This window comes from Clostridium liquoris, assembly GCF_002995785.1.
Classification (GTDB): Bacteria; Bacillota; Clostridia; order Clostridiales; family Clostridiaceae; genus Clostridium_AO; species Clostridium_AO liquoris.
Genome location: NZ_PVXO01000036.1, coordinates 74,260 through 94,877, shown reverse-complemented (window position 1 = coordinate 94,877; position 20,618 = coordinate 74,260). Strand labels below are relative to the sequence as shown.

At 30.5% G+C, this 20,618-nt stretch carries 25 protein-coding genes; 1 reads left to right on the top strand and 24 read right to left on the bottom strand.

Annotated elements, in window-relative coordinates; genetic code table 11:
- Positions 1 to 69: 69 nt before the first annotated feature.
- The 3 genes from xerD to spoIIM all read right to left on the bottom strand — a co-directional run bounded on the left by xerD (position 70) and on the right by spoIIM (position 1,900).
- On the bottom strand, positions 70 to 948 hold the full coding sequence (gene xerD, locus CLLI_RS07020; RefSeq protein WP_106063511.1) for a site-specific tyrosine recombinase XerD: 879 nt from the start codon (positions 946 to 948) through the stop codon (positions 70 to 72).
- A 65-nt stretch (positions 949 to 1,013) separates the two neighbouring features.
- Entirely contained in the window at positions 1,014 to 1,247 is a 234-nt protein-coding gene (locus tag CLLI_RS07015) for an endonuclease III (RefSeq protein ID WP_106063510.1), read from the bottom strand.
- Between the two features lie 26 nt (positions 1,248 to 1,273).
- Positions 1,274 to 1,900: a stage II sporulation protein M gene (gene spoIIM, locus CLLI_RS07010; RefSeq protein ID WP_106063509.1), complete on the bottom strand. Its 627-nt coding sequence runs from the start codon at positions 1,898 to 1,900 to the stop codon at positions 1,274 to 1,276.
- Between the two features lie 151 nt (positions 1,901 to 2,051).
- On the opposite strand from spoIIM, the gene CLLI_RS07005 reads away from it, so the two are divergent.
- Positions 2,052 to 2,525 carry a YhcN/YlaJ family sporulation lipoprotein gene (locus tag CLLI_RS07005; RefSeq protein ID WP_106063508.1) on the top strand — a complete coding sequence of 158 codons (474 nt, stop codon included), beginning with the start codon at positions 2,052 to 2,054 and terminating at the stop codon, positions 2,523 to 2,525.
- Positions 2,526 to 2,746: 221 nt separating this feature from the next.
- Here CLLI_RS07005 and spo0A read toward each other — a convergent pair whose 3' ends face one another.
- The 21 genes from spo0A to spoIIIAB form a co-directional block, all read right to left on the bottom strand.
- Positions 2,747 to 3,562, bottom strand: coding sequence for a sporulation transcription factor Spo0A (spo0A, locus tag CLLI_RS07000; RefSeq protein ID WP_106063507.1), 816 nt, complete (start codon positions 3,560 to 3,562; stop codon positions 2,747 to 2,749).
- A gap of 171 nt (positions 3,563 to 3,733) precedes the next feature.
- Positions 3,734 to 4,948 carry a SpoIVB peptidase gene (gene spoIVB, locus CLLI_RS06995; protein ID WP_106063506.1) on the bottom strand — a complete coding sequence of 405 codons (1,215 nt, stop codon included), beginning with the start codon at positions 4,946 to 4,948 and terminating at the stop codon, positions 3,734 to 3,736.
- Between the two features lie 234 nt (positions 4,949 to 5,182).
- Complete coding sequence (gene recN, locus CLLI_RS06990; RefSeq protein WP_106063505.1) at positions 5,183 to 6,877, bottom strand: DNA repair protein RecN; 1,695 nt, start codon at positions 6,875 to 6,877, stop codon at positions 5,183 to 5,185.
- Between the two features lie 2 nt (positions 6,878 to 6,879).
- On the bottom strand, positions 6,880 to 7,341 hold the full coding sequence (locus CLLI_RS06985) for an arginine repressor (RefSeq protein ID WP_106063504.1): 462 nt from the start codon (positions 7,339 to 7,341) through the stop codon (positions 6,880 to 6,882).
- A gap of 27 nt (positions 7,342 to 7,368) precedes the next feature.
- Positions 7,369 to 8,199, bottom strand: a complete 831-nt coding sequence (locus CLLI_RS06980; RefSeq protein WP_242975546.1) for an NAD(+)/NADH kinase — start codon at positions 8,197 to 8,199, stop codon at positions 7,369 to 7,371.
- Positions 8,200 to 8,203: 4 nt separating this feature from the next.
- A complete protein-coding gene (locus tag CLLI_RS06975) occupies positions 8,204 to 9,022 on the bottom strand; it encodes a TlyA family RNA methyltransferase (protein ID WP_106063503.1) in 819 nt (272 codons plus the stop codon).
- Positions 9,023 to 9,036: 14 nt separating this feature from the next.
- Positions 9,037 to 10,899: a 1-deoxy-D-xylulose-5-phosphate synthase gene (gene dxs, locus CLLI_RS06970; RefSeq protein WP_106063502.1), complete on the bottom strand. Its 1,863-nt coding sequence runs from the start codon at positions 10,897 to 10,899 to the stop codon at positions 9,037 to 9,039.
- Between the two features lie 2 nt (positions 10,900 to 10,901).
- Positions 10,902 to 11,492: a hypothetical protein gene (locus CLLI_RS06965; protein ID WP_106063501.1), complete on the bottom strand. Its 591-nt coding sequence runs from the start codon at positions 11,490 to 11,492 to the stop codon at positions 10,902 to 10,904.
- 749 nt (positions 11,493 to 12,241) lie between these two features.
- Positions 12,242 to 13,111, bottom strand: coding sequence for a polyprenyl synthetase family protein (locus CLLI_RS06955; protein WP_106063500.1), 870 nt, complete (start codon positions 13,109 to 13,111; stop codon positions 12,242 to 12,244).
- 59 nt (positions 13,112 to 13,170) lie between these two features.
- Positions 13,171 to 13,395 (bottom strand): exodeoxyribonuclease VII small subunit, encoded by a 225-nt coding sequence (locus CLLI_RS06950; protein WP_106063499.1) that lies wholly within the window; start codon positions 13,393 to 13,395, stop codon positions 13,171 to 13,173.
- 15 nt (positions 13,396 to 13,410) lie between these two features.
- On the bottom strand, positions 13,411 to 14,613 hold the full coding sequence (xseA, locus tag CLLI_RS06945; protein WP_106063498.1) for an exodeoxyribonuclease VII large subunit: 1,203 nt from the start codon (positions 14,611 to 14,613) through the stop codon (positions 13,411 to 13,413).
- Positions 14,613 to 15,449 (bottom strand): tetrahydrofolate dehydrogenase/cyclohydrolase catalytic domain-containing protein, encoded by an 837-nt coding sequence (locus CLLI_RS06940; protein WP_106063497.1) that lies wholly within the window; start codon positions 15,447 to 15,449, stop codon positions 14,613 to 14,615. The genes xseA and CLLI_RS06940 overlap by 1 nt, the downstream gene beginning before the upstream one ends.
- Positions 15,450 to 15,469: 20 nt before the next feature.
- Entirely contained in the window at positions 15,470 to 15,928 is a 459-nt protein-coding gene (gene nusB, locus CLLI_RS06935) for a transcription antitermination factor NusB (RefSeq protein WP_106063496.1), read from the bottom strand.
- A 112-nt stretch (positions 15,929 to 16,040) separates the two neighbouring features.
- Complete coding sequence (locus tag CLLI_RS06930; RefSeq protein WP_106063495.1) at positions 16,041 to 16,436, bottom strand: Asp23/Gls24 family envelope stress response protein; 396 nt, start codon at positions 16,434 to 16,436, stop codon at positions 16,041 to 16,043.
- A 107-nt stretch (positions 16,437 to 16,543) separates the two neighbouring features.
- Positions 16,544 to 17,047, bottom strand: a complete 504-nt coding sequence (locus CLLI_RS06925) for a SpoIIIAH-like family protein (protein ID WP_106063494.1) — start codon at positions 17,045 to 17,047, stop codon at positions 16,544 to 16,546.
- Positions 17,048 to 17,105: 58 nt separating this feature from the next.
- A complete protein-coding gene (gene spoIIIAG, locus CLLI_RS06920; RefSeq protein WP_106063493.1) occupies positions 17,106 to 17,723 on the bottom strand; it encodes a stage III sporulation protein AG in 618 nt (205 codons plus the stop codon).
- 13 nt (positions 17,724 to 17,736) lie between these two features.
- A complete protein-coding gene (gene spoIIIAF / locus CLLI_RS06915; RefSeq protein WP_106063492.1) occupies positions 17,737 to 18,321 on the bottom strand; it encodes a stage III sporulation protein AF in 585 nt (194 codons plus the stop codon).
- A 4-nt stretch (positions 18,322 to 18,325) separates the two neighbouring features.
- The gene (gene spoIIIAE, locus CLLI_RS06910; RefSeq protein ID WP_106063491.1) at positions 18,326 to 19,483 is read right to left on the bottom strand and encodes a stage III sporulation protein AE; all 1,158 of its coding nucleotides are present in this window, start codon (positions 19,481 to 19,483) and stop codon (positions 18,326 to 18,328) included.
- A gap of 9 nt (positions 19,484 to 19,492) precedes the next feature.
- A complete protein-coding gene (spoIIIAD, locus tag CLLI_RS06905) occupies positions 19,493 to 19,879 on the bottom strand; it encodes a stage III sporulation protein AD (RefSeq protein ID WP_106063490.1) in 387 nt (128 codons plus the stop codon).
- A gap of 9 nt (positions 19,880 to 19,888) precedes the next feature.
- Positions 19,889 to 20,086 carry a stage III sporulation protein AC gene (gene spoIIIAC / locus CLLI_RS06900; RefSeq protein ID WP_106063489.1) on the bottom strand — a complete coding sequence of 66 codons (198 nt, stop codon included), beginning with the start codon at positions 20,084 to 20,086 and terminating at the stop codon, positions 19,889 to 19,891.
- A gap of 14 nt (positions 20,087 to 20,100) precedes the next feature.
- On the bottom strand, positions 20,101 to 20,616 hold the full coding sequence (gene spoIIIAB, locus CLLI_RS06895) for a stage III sporulation protein SpoIIIAB (RefSeq protein WP_106063488.1): 516 nt from the start codon (positions 20,614 to 20,616) through the stop codon (positions 20,101 to 20,103).
- Positions 20,617 to 20,618 lie beyond the last annotated feature (2 nt).

Genomic DNA, 20,618 nt, shown 5'->3' with positions numbered 1-20,618 from the left:
TAATTACCTCCTTTTTTCTCTTTTTCATTAGTATTAACCACACTTTAGCATGATACTATATCATAAATTCTATGCCCTTGGATGGGTTTTTTTATATACCTCCACAATTTTACTCTTCTTACATATAGTAGAATAAATTTGTGTAGTGGCCATATCTCTATGCCCCAATAGTTCTTGTACCACTCTTATATCTGCACCATTTTGTAATAAATGCACAGCAAAAGAATGCCTTAATGTATATGAATTTATTTCTTTCTTAATCCCAGATAATTTAGCATAATATTTAACTATTTTCCAAAATCCTTGTCTTGTCATCTTTGTACTCTGAAGGTTTAAAAATAAATAGTCCAAATTATATATATTTAAAGAGGGCCTTATTTTTAAGTATTCATTTAAGCAATTAACAGCATAAGATCCTATTGGAATTATTCTCTCAATATTTTTACTTCCATTGCACTTTATATAGCATAATTTTAAATTAACATCAAATGTAGTTATATTAAGAAGTTCACTTACTTTCATGCCAGTAGCATACATTACTTCAAGCATAGCCTTATCTCTTATTCCTTTTTCAGTATTTAAATCTGGAGCCTGTAAAAGTTTGTCCACCTCTTCTACAGTTAGAATCGGAGGAATGTTTCTTTTTAATTTAGGCATCTCATAATTTATTACTGGGTCATCTTCTAATATTCCCTGTTTACTTAAATATTTATAAAAATTTCTTATGGAAACTATATTCCTTATAATAGAAGAATTAGCTCTTTTGTTTTTATGTAATTCTTGTACATAAGCCATTATAGTTGTCTCTTCTACATCTTTTATACCTTCATTTCTGCTATTTAAAAACTGGCAAAATTTTTTGATATCTCGTTTATACGCATCTAATGTATTTTTACTTAAATTTTTATTTTTTAAATACGACATATAACTATTTAATAATTCATCCATAGCACTTCTCCTACTATAATGTATTCTTATATTGTAATTAATTCAACAAAGGAATAGAAAAACCTTTATAATTTTATAAATTCATTGAAGATATATATATAATTATACAATATCTTTTTATTTATATTAACCATGTTGTAAACTAAAACGCTATTATCATAAATATTTATTTCGCCCATATATCTATATAATATGAAATCCAATATTTTTGGTAAAAAATCTCCCAAAACTAATAGTATGAAAAAGCATCTTAAAAAACATATAAAAAGCTCTATTAAATATAAATACTTATTACTCATACTTTCCTCTCCATTTACATAAAAAACTACATTACTATTTTTAATACATTAGGCGTTCCATAGGCCTCTAAAATAAAACCTAATGACATAATTACCACTATAAATAAAAAGCTTAATGAATAAGAAAGAATTCTCATCCATATTCCATTGCTAAATCTTTTTCCCATCCTTTCCCTTAAAAAATTAAGAGAAAATTCCATAGCTAATACAGAAGATAAAAGTAAGCAAGGTATATATACTATGTTTTGAGGAATTACACCCAGCATAGCTATCCATAATCCCTTAGTTCCAATGGAATTTATCATAATACTTATGGTGAATCCTAAAGTATATCCCTTAATTAAATCTATTATAAGTATTATAGGTATTCCAATCATAGTCATCCCTAAAAACCAGATTATTGCTATGAATGGTATATTATTCTTTATAGTTGTCATCAAAACAGTGTTGTAATTCACATTTTTATTTTTCATATAATCCATGAAACTATTTATATAACTTAAAAGGTCATTTCTATATGTATCTCCTAAATATTTAACTTTATATATTCCCAAAACTATTCCAGTAAAAATACATAATAAACTTATTATATAAAGCCAAAAATTATCCTGTATATGTTCATTAAAATTTCCAATTAGAGTTTTTTTACTCATATATATCCCCCTTTGTTCTTCATCTTCTTATATTTATGATTGCAAGTTTGGGTATATGAGTAATATTTATCCTCTCCTTTATATAGCAGCAAACAAATATTTTATAGTAAAATGTTTTATTTTGTACATAATATCATTGAGGTGATAATTTATGAAATTTAAAAATAAAAATATGATTGTATCTTCAGTATTACTAATTCTTTTTTCCTTGAACGTTTCCGCATGTGCAAATAAAAATGTTGCACCAACACCAACAGAAATTACTCCAGAAAAAAGTGCTCCTCTAGCTGTAACGGATCTATCTAAAAGAGCAGATAAAATAGCTAAACAATTAACTACCATAAAAGGAGTAAAAGTAGCCAATGTAGTGATTTCTGAAGATGCTGCCTTGGTTGGCATTACCCTTGATAAAACCGTAAAAGGTGACATGACAAATAATATAAAAAGTGAAGTAGATAAAAAAGTTAAAGCTATAGATTCTAAAATAAAAACTGTGGCTGTATCTGCAGATCCAGACATAGTTCAAAGAATCACCCATATAGGAACAGGAATTAGCCAAGGAAAACCAATGTCAGAGTTTAGTGCTGAAATACAAGAACTCTTTAGAAGAATTATGCCTAAATAATCATTTTTAGTTGACAGTTGACAGAGGGCAATTGACAGTTCATGAATACTACCTATTGTAAACTTCTTGCATAATAAAATCCTCCTATTTACTGGTAATCTTTACACACCAATAAATAGGAGGATTTGTTGTACTGTACTTTTAGGATTAGTTGCACTGAAACACTATTTTTACATTTTAGATAAAGAACGAACCTTGTTCAAGCCCTTGATTTTACTACATTAACTAACCCTATTCTTTAATCTTAATTTGTCTGCTACCATAGCAATAAATTCTGAATTTGTTGGCTTACCTTTGTCGTTATGTACGGTATATCCAAAAATTCTATTTATTGTGTCTACTTGCCCTCTTGACCATGCAACTTCTATAGCATGTCTTATGGCCCTTTCTACACGGCTAGCTGTGGTATTATATTTCTTTGCTATAGATGGATATAATTCCTTAGTTACTGCTGATAACAATTCCATATCATTTACCACCATAGTTATGGCTTCTCTTAAATACATATAACCTTTAATATGGGCTGGAACACCTATTTCGTGAATAATATTAGTTATTTCTGCTTCTAAATCAATAGGTTCATTTCTATTTGCTTTACTATCCATGGTGCTATCCATTGCAGTTACACTTCTTTTAACTTCATCACTAGAAATAGTATTGTTAAACATCTGTCTAATTCTCTTTGTAAATACATCCATATCAAATGGTTTTACAACATAATAATCGGCACCTAAAGTAATAGCCCTCTGGGTAATTTTATCTTGACCAACTGCCGAAAGAACTATAATCCTTGGCATTGGATCTATATCCATGCTGTTTAGTTTTTCAAGCACTCCCAACCCGTCAAGATGTGGCATTATAATATCTAATACAACTAGATCCGGTTTCTTTTCTTCTATTAACTTTAAGGCCTCTACTCCGTCCTTTGCTACACCCACTACTACAATATCCCTTTGATTTAAAAGATAATCATTAAGAATATTGCAAAATTCCTTATTATCATCAGCAATCACTACACTAATTTTTGAATCTTCCATAAAACTACTCCCCTTTACAAATTAATTCCCATATCTTAGCAATTATTAAATTCGACAAAAGAATGATAATTCCTTCTTAAATAAGAAAATATTTTCAATAAATTATATAAAAGAATAGATAGCATTATAGGCTATCTATTCTTTTATAGTTTTATCTACATTTTAAGATAACTATTTATTTAGTATATCTGCATCCTTAATCATCCATTCAATATATATACCGTATCCTGTATCTGGCTTATTTATTAGTACGTGAGTGACTGCACCAATTATCTTATTATCTTGTATTATTGGACTACCGCTCATACCCTGAACTATCCCACCAGTTTTCTCTAACAAATCTTTATCCGTAATTCTTATTACCATACTCTTAGGACCCGGTGAATTTTGAGGTAATAGCTTCTCTATCACTATATTATACAGCTTAGGAGTATTTCCGTCAATTGTAGTAAGTATTTGAGCTGGTCCTTCTTTTATTTCATCTCTAAGGCCTAATTTCATCTTTTTATTATATTTATTTTTTAACGTTATATTACCTTTTCCAAATATCCCACATTCAGTATTTTTTATTATTTCTCCTAATACTACATCCTCATCAATAAAAATACCTTTTAGTTCACCTGGAGTTCCTTTTACTCCTTTTCTTACTGATACTATAGAAGAATTTACAATTTGACCCGAATTAACATTTAATATAGTTCCCGTGTCCACATCCGTAATAGGATGACCTAATGCTGCAAAATTTTCTGTTTTATCATCATAAAAGGTTAATGTTCCCACTCCTGCAGTAGAATCTCTTATCCATAAACCTATTTTATATTTACCATCGTTGGTTTTTATAGGTATTATCTTCTTTTTAACAATTATACCTTTTCTTTCTATAGTAAGAGTTATTTCTTTTCCTTCTGATGCGTTAACTATAGAAGATATATTTTCCGCATTCATGATTTTCTCACTATTTATTTCTACTATACTATCTCCTATTTCAATTCCTGCACTGGCTGCAGGACTAATCACCTTGCCTTTATCCGTCTCCAGATCTGATAAAGCCACTACTAATACACCTTTTGTGTTGAGTTTTACTCCTATTGGCTGCCCTCCAGGATATACTGATAGTTCATTAGGTATAGATTTTATAGAAACGGATTTAACATTAAATATCCCTAGCAAACTTACATTTGCATTTTTATCTCCGTTAGTTATTCCTTGTGATGCTTTCACACTGCTATCCTGAACTAGTTTTACAATGTTATTAGATTTTAAGTTTTTTCCTTCTCTTACAAATATAGTTGTTGGCACATTAGAAGCTCTAAAATAAGCACCTAAAGCTATTAACAGGACGGATATTATAAAAGAATAAATAAATTTTAAAGTTGATTTTTTCATGCTTTTACCTCCTGTTTCTTTCATTTGTATACCTTTAAGTTGCCCTCCAGAAACCTTTCTTATGCTATCATTTCACTGTATAAGTAGTTAACTATTCCTTTTTAAAACTAAATTTATAAGGTAAAATAAAAAAGATTACAATACTTTTAATATTGTAACCTTTTTAGTAAAAAATATATCATTTTATATTTACTTATTTGCTTAAATTTTGAAAATTTTTAATTACATGTATCATTATATAAGATGCGGTTTTTTATCATCTGCCATTTTAATCATTTCCTCAGCATGCTTTAGTGTTAGTTCAGTTACTTCAGTTCCTCCAATCATTTTGGATATTTCTTCCTCCTTCTCCTTGCTAGTTAATTTTCTTACAGAGGTATATGTCTTGTCTTTTATAACTTCTTTAGACACTAAATAATGTGTATCTGACATACAGGCTATTTGTGGAAGATGTGTTATACAAAAAACTTGATGTTTTCCTGATATACTATACATTTTTTCTGCTACACTTTGAGCAATTCTACCACTTATACCAGTATCTATTTCGTCAAATATAACAGATGGTATATTATCTTTATCTACAAATACAGTCTTTAAAGCTAGCATAATTCTTGAAAGCTCACCACCAGATACAACTTTTTCTAGAGGTTTTAATGGCTCACCAGGATTAGTGGAAATTAAAAATTGAACTCTATCTAATCCATTTTCATTATATTCTTCTTTTAAATCTATGGATATTTTTAATGTACTCTTTTCCAAACCTATATAGTTTAGTTCTTCTTTAATATCTTTTTCTAAAGACTGTGCAATGTTTAATCTTATATTATGAATTGTCATAGCCTTTTCCTTTAGTCCATTTAATATAATAGTTCTCTTTTTGTTTAATTCTTCAATTATTTCACCACTATGCACAAGTTCCTCATATTGATTAGTTATTTTATCCCTATACTCTAATATGCCTTTAACATCTGGAGCATATTTTTTCTTTAAAGAAGCAATTTGATATAATCTACTATTTACAGAATTCAATTCCTCTTCATCATAGTAAATGTTATCCTTTATTTTTCTTATGTCATCAATGTTTTCTTCCATATTATAATATATTTCTTCTAAGGAGCTACTAACCTGCTTTATCTTATCCATATGCATTTCAATAGACTTTAAATCCTTTACTATTGCTCCTATGCCATCTAATATTGAAGAGGTATTTTCATTGCCATTATATAGGCTTTCATAGCTGATATTTAGAATTTTACTAATCTTCTCTGCATTGGACAATACATTGTATCTTTCTTGGAGCTCATCCTCTTCTCCAATCCTTAAATTAGCATTATTTATTTCATCTATTTGGTATTTTAAAAAATCGATTATTTTTTCTCTTTCTCCCACTTCTCCTGATAACTCATGTATTTTATTTTCTACTTCCTTTAACTTATCATAGCTTTCTCTATAACATAGTAATGATTTTTCTATATCTTTTTCACCATAATAGTCCAAATAAAATATGTGTTTGGAGCCATCTAAAAGATTCTGATTTTCATGTTGTCCATGAACATCTAAAAGGGTTTCAGTTATAAGTTTTAATTGAGAAAGTAAAATAGCCCTTCCATTTACTTTAGCAATGGTTTTCCCAGATTGAAAGGTTTCTCTACTTATTATTATCCAGTCCTCATATTCTATGCCTTGTTTTATTAATTCTTCTTTAGATTTTTCATTTTCTAAAGTAAATATTGCCTCTACAAAAGTTTTATTTTTCCCCGTTCTTATAAAATCCTTATTAAATTTACCTCCAATCACATAGTTTATGGCATCAATTAATATGGATTTACCAGCTCCAGTTTCTCCGGATAAAATATTAAATCCTCTTTCAAAAGAAATACTTAAATCTTCTATTAAAGCAAAATTTTTAATATTTAATTGAAGGAGCACATCTAATCCTCCTGTTCTATAATCATTTTTTTCATTCTTTGAGTTATCTGAATAGCTTGTTCTTCATTTCTCGTCATAACAAAAATTGTATTATCACCAGCTAAGGTTCCAGCTATTCCATCAAATCTTAAGGAATCTATTGCCTCTGCTGCTGCTGAAGCAGAACCTGGTAAAGTTTTTATTATAACAAAATTAGAAACATTTTCTACATTCACTACAGACTGTGTAAAAATATTTACCAACTTATTGGAAAGATAATTTTCCGTATGATTTATTGTTCCATATTTATACTTACCACTATTAGATAGCACTTTTATAAGCTTTAATTCTTTAATATCCCTAGACACAGTAGCTTGAGTTACATTCATACCAGTTTTCCTTAATTCTTCCGCCAACTCCTCTTGAGTTTCAATATCCTTTGAAGCAATTAATTCCAATATCTTTGCATGACGGGTTACTTTCATTTATATTCACCTTCGCCTTCTTAAGAGTTATAAATATAATTTTTTCCTTAGTATATTAAAATAATCATTGTGATCATTATTTAGCTTTATAAGTTTGCATTTATAAGGTGAAGAAGATATATCCACATGGTTTATGCCCTGCAAGTTTATAACTTCCTGACCGTCTATAGCCAAGTGCACATTTGTAAATTTTCTTTCCATGGTAACTCTTATATTACTACTTCCGCTAAGAACTATACTTCTCATACCCAAGGAATGAGAGCATATTGGAGTTAAACAGACAACATCTAGTGTTGGATATATAATTGGTCCCCCTGCAGATAGAGAATATGCCGTAGAGCCAGTTGGAGTAGATACAATTAATCCATCAGATACAAAAGTAGTATAGTAATTGCTATCTATATCTATTTTATATTTTGCCACTCTGCCAATTGCATCCTTAGCTACTACTATTTCATTTAATCCATGAAATATTTTACTTTCTTGTTCATAATCTACTTTACACTGTATCATTTTTCTTTCTTCAATATGGTAGTCATTGTTTAAGATGCTTTTAACTGCTAAATCAAAATTACAGCTTTCTACCTCAGCTAAAAATCCTAAATGTCCTACATTTATGCCCAACACAGGTACATCATATTTGGCTAAAAACTTAGAGGCTTTTAATATTGTACCATCTCCGCCTAATACTATAACTGCCTCTAAATTTGAAGTATCCTTATTTTCTAGTCCCATAGAATCCTTAAATACTTTTATATTTACATCCGCAGAATACTCTTTTATTTTTTGAATAATTGATTTCAGTATTCTTCCCCCAGTATCCTTATTTGTGTTTACATTTATTCCTATTGTTTTCATTTTATTACCTTTCATCTAGATTTTCATGAGATAACTCTACTATGTCATGGGCAATAGTTAAAGATAAATCTTCCTCATAATTCTTATCCTTAGTAAAATATATAAGATATTCTATATTACCCTCTGGACCCTTTATTGGAGAAAATTGAATACCTATTATTTTAAGATTCAAAGCTTTTACAAAATCTATTATTTTTTGTATAACCTCCTCATGGGTACTCTTTTCTCTAACTACCCCCTTTTTCCCTACTTTATCTCTACCTGCTTCAAATTGTGGTTTTATAAGTGCTGCAATACATCCATTGTCATTCAATATATTCAACGCTGCCGGTATCACTTTCTCTAAAGAAATAAAAGATACATCAATACTAGCAAAGTCCGCATATTCCCCTATATCTTCAGGTGTGACATATCTAAAATTAGTTCTTTCCATACATACAACCCTTGGATCTACCCTTAACTTCCAAGCTAATTGACCATATCCTACATCAATGGAAAATACCTTTTTAGCTCCATTTTGAAGCATACAATCAGTAAATCCTCCTGTAGAGGAACCTATATCCAGGCATACTTTATCCTTTAAATTTATATTAAAGCTCTTTATAGCCTTTTCTAGTTTATAACCGCCACGACTAACATATGGCATTTGGTCTCCCTTAAATTCTATATGAGCATTTTCTTTTACCTTTTCCCCACATTTATCTACTCTAACACCATTAACAAATATTTCTCCCGCCATAATGCTGGCTCTCGCTCTTTCTCTTGAGGAAAAAATACCTTTATCTACAAGTAATACATCAAGTCTAACTTTTGCTTCAGACATTTCTAACTCCTTTTCTATATCAGTTTTACAATATTTTGTATTATACCATCTACATCTAAGCCATAATTTTTATATAGTATATCTACTCCTCCATGAGGAATAAATTCATCCTTGAAACCTAGATTAATAACTTTAGTTTCTTTATTTAAAGTATTTATGTACTCTAAAACCATGGAACCAAAACCGCCATGTAATACATTGTCCTCTAATGTAACTATTTTTTTACCGCAGTATACCAAATGCTTTAATAAAGAAATATCTAAAGGTTTTACAAAATTAGCATTTACTACTCCAATTTTTATACCAGATTTTCTAAGTTTTTCTCTTACTAGTACCGCCTGTTGAACCATTCTTCCTACAGCTAGTAAGGTAATTTCACCTTCATCATATAGTGTCTCCCATTTCCCCATTTTGAACTCCTTTAATGGAGTTAAATTAACACTAGGATTATCTCCTCCTCTTGGATATCTTATGGCCACAGGTGAATTTTGAGCTATAGCAAATCGTAAAGCATATTCTAATTCAGAAACAGATTTAGGTGCCATTATGGTCATATTAGGCATACTTGATAAATAGGATAAATCAAATACGCCCTGATGGGTTTCTCCATCTGCTCCAACTATTCCCGCTCTGTCTATAGCTAAAACTACAGGAAGGTTTTGTATACACACATCATGTAGTATTTGATCATAGGCTCTTTGAAGAAAAGTAGAATAAACTGCAAATACAGGCTTTAAACCTTCTGTAGCCATACCTGCTGCCATGGTTACTGCATGCTGTTCAGCTATTCCTACATCAAAAAATCTATTTTTAAACTTCTCTGCAAAATCATGAAGTCCCGTGCCATCCCTCATGGCCGCTGTAATAGCAACTACTCTGCTATCCTCGGAGGCAATTTTCATCATTGCTTCTCCAAAAGCCTGTGAATAGGTTAAACATTTGCCTGCACATACTTCTCCGCTTATATAGTCAAAAGGTCCTATCCCATGAAATTTACCAGGGTTTTTTTCAGCATATTTATATCCTTTGCCTTTTTTTGTTACTACATGTATTAACACAGGTCCATCTATTTCCTTAGCATTTGACAACACTTTGCTCAATTGCTTTATATTATGTCCATCAATAGGCCCTAAATATTTAATACCCATGTTTTCGAAAAGCATTCCTGGCACTACCATTTGTTTTATTCCATTTTTAACTTTTTCCAAAGTATTAGCCATACCTTTCCCAATGTTAGGTATCTTTTTTAAAGCAGCATCTATATCCTGTTTAAGTTTATTATATCCAGGTTCTACTCTTATTTTACTTAAATATGTAGATAGACTTCCAACATTTTTGCCAATAGACATTTGATTATCATTTAATATTATAATCATCTTTGATTTTCTGTATCCTACATCATTTAAAGCTTCAAGTGCCATACCACCAGTTAAAGCTCCATCTCCTATAACTGCTACCACTTCATAATTTTCTTTCTTTATGTCTCTGGCCCTAGCCATTCCCAATGCAGCAGATATAGAAGTACTGCTGTGTCCTGTTTGAAAGTGATCAAATTTACTTTCACATTTTTTAGGAAAACCACTTAATCCTCCAAATTTTCTTAAAGTATCAAATTTATCCTTTCTACCTGTAAGTATCTTATGTACATAGCTTTGATGTCCCACATCCCAAACTAGCTTATCAACGTTAAAGTCAAACACATTATAAAGACTTATGGTCAGCTCCACTACTCCTAGGTTTGAAGCTAAATGTCCTCCTGTTTTTGATACATGATTTATTAAAAACTTCCTTATTTCCTCAGAAAATATATCTAATTCTTCTAATGACATATTCTTTATTTCACTTATATCTTGGTAGTCTTCTAATAATCTGCCCATATTCATCTTTCCTTTTTTATTAAGTATATTATCCTTGAAACCTTATCGACAATCATTTCGCTTTGATTCATAGCAAAACTTTTTCCTAAAGCCTTTCCTCCAACTGTTGCAGCTGCAATAAGAGCACCAATAAGAGCTGTTATTATTGTAATATTAATATTTTTAAAAACTGCGATAACCTTAATTACAATTGAAGCACCTACAGTACCACTTACAATTCCAGATACATCTCCTACTACATCATTACAAAAATTAGAAACCTTATCTGCATTTCTTATAAGTTTTACTGCAATTTTCGCCCCAGGAATCTTTTTTGCTGCTTTAGCATGAAAGGGCGTTTCATCAGCTGCTGTCACAGCCACCCCTATTATATCAAAAATTATTCCAACAAATATTATAAAAATTAATATAATAAAAGCTACTAATATATTTACATTTCTTAGTAGCACATCAGAAAGAAGATTAACACTTCCAGATATTAATATTGTCCATAAGATAATAGTTATAATCCACTTTTTATCAATTCTTAATTTACTATCTTTATTTCCATTTTTTTTAGCATTCTTGCCGTTTCCCTTTAAACCATTATCCAACAATAATCCTCCATTATAATATGTATAGAAAAAAGTGGCAGCAATTTGAGTAAAACTTGCGGCTTAGGTCCAGTAGGATTTCCCATAGAATAACCAAAATGTCGCCATTTTGACGGTTTCCCTTTAATATCCTATCTGCTATGTTACCATAAGCAGGACTGGATTGCCACTTAGTCCGCACTGCAATCCTCAAAATACTTCCAATGGAACAGTCTAGGAGATTTCCTCAGCAGTTAGGTACCCCCCTAGCCTCTTTTGCAATATAGGTTTCAGTAAGCAAAGCCTCTAAACTTTTGGCCAAAGTCCAAAAGGTGTTATTACCTCTCCCAATATCACTCAAGGCAGGCTACACTGTACATAGCTTACACCACGATACAGGTTTAATCCATTTTCGTGCAATAGGCGACTAACCTAAAACACAAACAATGGTCTCCACGAAAGTAGGGTCAGTTGTCGCATGCCATTGCGGCCGCCCCATCTTCCTTACTCCCAGCACCAGCCCATGACTGGGCGTCATAAGCCAGCACAAAGAACTTCATCGATATGCCCTTTGGCGGATTTTTAGCCCCGCCTTCAGAGAATACTTACCTGACTAGAATACTGCGCCACCTTTTTATTAAATTTTTTTTAATTTCATATCTATTTAAATTTTACATTCTATCAAATATAAATTATATATTCAAAAATAGGTATAATTATTACATCAACATCTCTTAATTTTACAATATGCAATTTATAAAGTCAATGTGCTAATAATCTCTTTTTAGTAGGAATAGAGTTAATTCCTTCAATTTAGAGCTATCTCTTTCTATATTATTTAAAAGCTCTATGCACTGCTCCGTTAATTTACAGCACATATCATTACATTTATCTAATCCATATACACTTACAAAGGTGCTTTTATTCTGTATTTCATCCTTTTTTGTCGTCTTTCCTAGCTTTAATTCATCGCCTACAACATCTAAGATATCATCTTTTATCTGAAAAGCTAATCCTAATTTTTCTCCAAATTCCTTTAATAATGTTAAATCCTTTTCTTCTGCACCTGCCAAAGTTGCTCCCGACAATATTGCTGTTTTAATGAGTTCACCAGTCTTTTTACTATGCATATAAACTAATTCATCTTCCTGCATAGTCTTATTTTCTCCTAAAATATCTACTATCTGTCCAGCTATCATTCCATCAGCGCCAGAAGAGTTACCTATTAAACAGCCTGCCTTTATCCACTTTTCTCCTTTTTCTAGAGACTCTCTAAATAAAATATTAAAGGCTTCATTTAAAAGACCATCTCCCGCAAGGATAGCTGCAGCATCACCAAATACCTTATGATTTGTAGGATTTCCTCTTCTTAAATCATCATTATCCATAGCAGGTAAATCATCATGTATAAGTGAATAAGTATGTATCATTTCTAAAGCACCGGCTGCAGGAAGTATATCCTTATAGTCTTCATTATACATTTTGTATGTAAGTAGCATAAGTATTGGTCTTATTCTTTTTCCACCTATGTTTACGCTATAAGCCATAGCTTCGTATAATTTCTTGTTATAGGTGCCTTTATTATTAAAATATTCATACAACCATTGATCTACTTCATTTTTTAACTTTTCTATGCACATGGTATCACCTCATTTTAATTGGATAATTAAGATACAGATATTTATGGGATAAATATTAATTATTCCTTGTTTACTGAGTCAAATTCCTTTTCTCCCTCTTCTGTTAAAATCTTTATCTTTCCTTCAGCTTGATTTAATATCTTATATAGCTTATTAGAAATCTTTATTCCATCTTCATACTTTTTCATGGATTCTTCTAGAGAAAGTTCTCCTCCATCCATTTCATTTACTATTTCTTCTAGCCTTCCCATTAAACTTTCATAGTTTTCTGTCTTCTTAGCCATAGTAAACACCTCTCTTCATTCTTCACTCTTCATTATCTGAAATTTACCTTCTCCATCTTTTAATGTAATTTTAACATTTCCATATTCACTTAATCTACTAATCTCACTAACCACATTGCTATTTTCATCCTGTATTACAGCATAGCCTTTATTTAAAATATTTAAAGGATTATTGGCAGTTAAAAGAGAGCTTATACTGCTAAGTTTCTCTTTTCTTATATCTATTTGCCTTTTGGCTTTATAATTTAACATTTCCTTTAATCTATCTATTTTATTGTATTCATTTACTATTATTTTGCCTGGATTGTTTAAGTCTAAAGTTCTTTTAAGTACATGAATCCTATTATATTTATCCTTTAGATCTTTTATCATAGAATAATTTAGACTTTTTCTGAAATTTTCTATCTTATTTTCTAGTTCATCTAAATTAAACACAGCAATTTCTGCAGCTGCAGATGGAGTTGGAGCTCTTCTATCGGAAACAAAATCTACTATAGTATAGTCAGTTTCATGACCAACTCCAGTTATAATTGGTATTTTAGAATTATAAATAGTTCTTGCTAGCTCCTCATCATTAAAGGCCCATAGTTCCTCTATGGAACCTCCCCCTCTTGCAACTATAATAACATCAACATCATTTCTCTTATTAAATTCCTTTATGCCATTTATTACTTCTCTACTTGCTCCTATTCCTTGAACTGCTGCTGGGTATATTAAAAGTTCACAATTTTTATTTCTTCTTTTAGTAACATTTATTATATCCCTTATTGCTGCACCAGTAGGTGAAGTTATTATACCTACTTTTTTTGCATATCTAGGTATAGTCTTTTTATGTGAAATGTCAAATAGCCCTTCTTTTTCTAATTTGCTTTTTAATTTCTCAAAAGCTATGTACAGTTCTCCTAAACCTTCTGGCTCAATTTCTTCACAGTAAAGCTGATAAGTTCCCTCTTTACTATATACGGATACTCTTCCCTTTACTATTACCTTCATACCATTTTCAGGTATAAACTTTAATTTATTTGCATAGCTTTTAAACATAACACAATTTATTTTGCTGAATGAATCCTTTAGGGAAAAATATATATGTCCTGAAGAATGAAGTTTGAAATTGGAAATTTCCCCTTTAACACCAGCATTGTTTAAAATAAAGTCATTATCCATAACTTTTTTTATGTAATTATTTATATCTGAAACCGTTAGGGTTTTAATAAACATTATTTCAATACCTCACATGTATTTTTTATAAGCATTATAGGCGTCATAGATCCAACTCCGCCCGGTACTGGAGTTATAAAACTTACTTTATGTAAAACAGCATCATAGTCTACATCTCCAACCATTTTGCCATCTAGTACAGAAAAACCTACATCAATTACAACAGCTCCTTCTTTTACAAAATCCTCAGTTATAAACCTTGGCTTTCCCATAGCAGAAACCAATATATCTGCTTCTCTGCATATTTTAATTATATCTTTTGTCTTTGAATGACAAATGGTTACTGTTGCATCCTCATTTACCAGCAATTGAGCCACTGGCTTTCCTACAATAGTGCTTCTTCCCAATACCACTGCATTTTTACCAGCTATTTTTATACCTGTGCTCTTAATTAGTTCTATTATACCTTGAGATGTACAAGGTATGAAGCACTTCTCACCTTTATAAAATTTTCCCGCATTAATATCTGTTAAACCATCTACATCTTTTAAATGATCTATTTTACTTATAATTTTTTCTTCATTTAAATAGGATGGCAATGGCATTTGAAGTATTATTCCATCTACATTAGAGTCTAAGTTTAATCTGTCAATAGTATCCAATATGCTTTTTTCCGGAACACTTTCCTCTAAAACTATACTTTTAAATTCTACCCCAACTTCTTTGCATAACTTGCTTTGATTCCTTATATAAAAAAGCGATCCTTTATCGTTACCTATTAATATACTAGCAATACAAGGAGGTCTTAGCCCATTTGCTGATCTATCATATATGAATTTCTTTAATTTTCCCTTATAGCTTATAGCTACTTTTTTCCCATCAATAGGTACTCCCATTTATGCTCCAACTCCTCTTATTATTCTTTTGCTATGTTATCTAGTACTGCGTTTATAAAAGCTGGGGATTTATCTTCTCCGTACTTTTTAGCTAATTCTATTCCTTCATTTATAGAAACATTTTTCGGTATTTCATTTTCAAATAATATCTCATAGGTAGATAATCTTAAAATTGCTAAATCTACCTTTGCAATTCTGTTTAATTTCCAATTACTAAGGTATTTTTCTATTTTCCCATCGATTAACTTTTCATTTTCCTGTATACCCTTTAGTATTCTGATCACATATTTCATATCTATATCATCTAAATCCATATCTTCTGGGTCTTTTTCTTTTTTAATTCCCATAATTTCTGTTGCAGTTTCTTCTTCACTATTTATTTCTTTTAAGTTATTTATTATATCCATATAGTTTTCTTTTTTTATTATCATTTCAAATAGTAATTTCATTGCCACTTCTCTAGTTTTTTTCCTATTCATGTTATTCCTCCTGGATATTTATTATATTTTAAATTATTGTCATATTATTCATAATTATACTAAACTATTTATAACATGGAAACACCCTCTGAAAACAGAGGGTGAATAAATTTTATTCTTCTAATTCTTCTATGTTATTATCTTCAGATTTAGGTATCAATACATTTTGTACATGTATATTTACCGCTGAAACAGTAAGCCCGGTCATAGATTCAACTGCTTTCTTTACATTATCTTGCACTTTCACAGCAACATCTGGAATTCTTACTCCATATTCCATACCAACATGTAAATCTATAGTAGCACTATTCTCTCCAACAGTTACCTTTACTCCCTTTGATAAGTTCTTTTTCCCTGTTAATATCTGAGTAATTCCACCTACAGGACCAGCACTCATACCAACTATTCCTTTAATCTCTGTAGTGGCAAGCCCTGCTATTACGCCTACTACTTCATCAGATATTTTAACTACACCCATATCCATTTCATTAGTTATATTTTCTTCCATATTCTCTACCCCCTGGCTTCTATTCTACCTTAGTAATTCTTCTACGTTAATAAAAGGTTTATCTTTAGGTATATTATATCAAATACATATTGCTTTTACAAATATTATTATTTAGGTATAACTTCTACTTCCTTTATTTTTGTTTCATTCATTACTGCACTTTGTATTTCCTTAAGCTGTTTGTCCGTTAATTTTTCGCTTGATTTTACTATAACCGTAGCTTTAGTTTCATTTAATGTACATACTACATCTTCATATCCTTTTGCTTGAAGATTTAATTCAATATTATTTTGATAATTTACTGCCATAGCCAAAGCTGCATATTTTTCTGCCGTCTTGTCCCTTTGCTGCTGAGATATGTTCTTATCCTCCATTACGCTCTTTAAATTCTGCAATGTTTGGGCATTTTTATTATCTCTTACCATCTTTGCTTCTGCAAAATAATTTGAGGTATTTGTAGCTTTCTTGTTGTCATTATTTTTTAAAGAAATGGCACTTTTATCTCCTTCTCCTTGAACATATAGCGGATTGTTAAGTCTTGTAGCTAATAAACCCATACATACTATAAGAGCTAGCAATGTGACAATAATAACAGCTTGTTTTTTATTCATAAAAATTCCCCCTATCTTTCTTTCTACAAAATTATATGCTTTAATTTCAAAATATATACTATTTTTTCATTGGATAAACATTTACCTGGTTGTCAGGTATATCGAATAAGTTTGTTACAGCTTTTCTTATCCTATACTCTGTAACTTTATCTTCAGCTCCCTCAGCTACTACAAGCACTCCTGTTACCTTTGGTTTATTTTTCTTTACTATTAAAGGTTGACTTTTGTCTCCGTCATTGGTTATAACCACAGTAGAACCATTGTTTTTTTGAGTTGTCTGTCTTCTTCCACCCTCAGTATCTATTTCTTCTGTAGCATTAGTTGAATCATTGATATTTAGTGCAGGAACTTGTTCTTCCCCACTGGCAAAATAAATCATTACCTCTACTCTTCCTACACCATCTGTTTGTTGCAGTATATTTTTTAACTCAAATTTTAATTCCTTTTCACTTTCATCCTCTGGCTTTTTGGTTATTTCCTCCATAGGGGCACCATCGCTATTGTCCTGGGAAATAGTCCCTTTTGCAGTATTGCTTGTAGTTTTAAAAAAACTTGCACTTATTAAAATTAGTACTCCTATAAGAAAAATTATTAATAGGTTCACTGTAGTTTTGTTGCTTAAGGTCTTTTTGGCCTTTTCATTTTTAAGTTTCTCTAAAAGCTTTTTAAAATCCATGGTTTACCTCCTTTTATATCTTATAAATTGTTATTATATTTTTAGGGACCTTTAGTTCCTTGCTTAAATATTCTTTTATATCAATAGATAACTGATCCTTTAGGACTTTATCCTCCTTTTCTTTTCCACTGATGTTTACCTGCACTTTTTTAACCTTCTGAACTTTTTTATCTTTTATTCCTATATCTATGCTCTTTATATTAAATTTATTTTCTTTGCTATCAAACTCTGCCTTTACATTAATCTTAGGATTTACATCGGAAAAATTTTCTTTAATCTTTTCTTCTATTATGCCTTCAAGATTTGCTTGAAAGGTATTTATAGTATTTTTCAGAGCTTTATCTTTATATTCTTGTATATTATTTTTATATTCTTCTTCATCCATGGCTTTAGAAATATTATTACTATATACATTAATATCAAATTTTTTATCAAATATTTTTATCACAGGATTTATAAGTACAGATATAAGTATTAATCCAAGAACAAATTTAGAATATTTTTTTAAGCTATTATCTGGAAGTATCATTTCTACCGCGGTAATAAATAATACCACTGAGGATATATTTATTACCCAGGCTTTTAAACTCTCCATCATTCAATCACCCTCCCACAGCTATTTTCCCTGCTGCAGCAACAATAGATATCATTATAAAGAACATTACAGAAACACATATAAGACAAGAAGTTATGAGAATAAGAGAGTCCCCTGCTGATCCTATACAATTTACAAGCCTTTTATCTCCTATAGGCTCTATTAGAGCTGCAGTAAGTTTATATAAAATTGCTGTTACGAGTATTTTTAAAATCGGTAAAATCATTATTAAGATAAGAATTACTAATCCTACGCTGCTTAAGGCATTTTTTAAAAGTAATGAATATCCAGCTACCGTAGCCACTGCATCAGAAAGACACTTCCCTACTATGGGCACAAAATTATCTACCGCATATTTTGCTGTTTTAGCAACCACTTGATCCAATGTTTTAGATGATATCCCTCTGACCGTCATTACCCCTATAAATACAGTCATTAGTATGCCTTGTCCCCATAATGCTATTTGATTTAACAGCTTAGTTAGCTTATCTATTTTATATTCCTCTGTAATATTATTTACAAATTGCAATACAAAGCTCATGGATATTAAGGGGATTATTACGTTGGCAAATATTTTAGCTCCTATATTAATTGTTCCTATTATAATAGGATCCATTACCGCAGCTTCCGTTATTCCACCAATGGAAGCAAGCAGCATTATGAGTATAGGCAATAAAGCTAGCATAAAATCAGACATCCTATTTATGGTTTCTCTTGCCAAATCCACCCCTATATAAAAACTTTTAGCCATAATAATGATTATTAATGAATAACATGCAAAATAAGCTATATTAGATAAACTTTCATTGCTAAAAGCCCTCTCTAGGTTAGTTATTAAAGCACATACAATAGCTATAATAATAAGTACTGACATAAGTTTAAGAGATACCGCGGTTTCCCTTAATAAATATGAAGTGATGGCTTTGGAAAACTTTTGTATAGAAAAATTACCTTCTCCCTTTTTCATATAATTATTTACATAGGATTTAATATCCATATCCTTTAATAGTTCACATTCACTTTTCATATTGGTGATGTAATCATATAGTTGTTCAACTTCTTTATTTTTATCAAACTGCTCTTGATTTGGAGATGCTTGTACATTAAGTGGCATTATGAAAGCCATAATAAAAACCGTTAATAAAATAATTATCCATTTTTTCATCTTTCTCTCCTACATTATCCTTAGAATTGACTGCAACACAGCCATTAGAATTGGCATTGCTAATACAAGTATTAATATCTTTCCTGCAAACTCTACCTTTGAAGCTATACTTGCCTGTCCTGCATCTTTACATATTTCACTACAGAAGGATGCTAAATATGCAATACCAAGTATTTTAAAAACAGTGGTTAAATATATAAAGTCTATATTAGCTTTTAATGAAAGCTGCTGCAATAAATTCATAATGGATGTTATTTTGCTTATCATAAAAAGGAAAATCAAAATACCTACACATATGCTAATTTGTACTGCCAATTCTTCTTTTTTGCTGTCTTTTACAACCATAACAATAAACAAAGAAGCGAAGGCAAAAGCCACTACTTTTACTATTTCCATGTCTTCCTCCTATAATTGGAACATAGTTTTAACTGTATTAAATAACTTATTTACTAGATTTATTACCATCATTAATATTATTACTATACCTGCTAAATTGGTTAATACTGCATAATCATCATACCCGCTTGTTTTTAGTATTTTGTCAAGTACAATTATCAAAATACTTACAGCTCCTATTTTAAAAATTAAATTTACATCTAACATGTTTTATCCCCCTTTTAAATGAACATAATTACAATCATGGTTCCCAAAGTAAAACCTAAATATCTATACATCTTCACATTTTTCTTCATTAATATTTCAGCCTCTATTATTTGTTTTTTTAAATTTTCTAAAGTCAATGCAAACATTCTTTTTTGACCTTCTATATCAGATTCCCCCAAGGTTTTCCCAAGACTTAAAATTACATTCATATCCTCTTTGTTTATATCTAATGGGTTTTTCATTTTTTTTAGAGCACATTTGAACCCTTCATATACACTGTCCACCTCATTAAAATACAGCATATGGGATACAATTTTAAAAAACTCATTTAATGGACAGCTGCTTTTTTCATGTACCTTCAAGAAAGCCTCTGGTAAAGCAGTATGAGTGTATATTATTTCATTCTGTAGTTGATATATAGCCCTTTCCATTTCCTTTAATTGAAAGGTTCTTTTTTTAAATTTTCCCCCTAAAATGAATCCTGCTACTGTGGTAGAAATTATGACTAATAAACTTCCAATAAATTTCAATA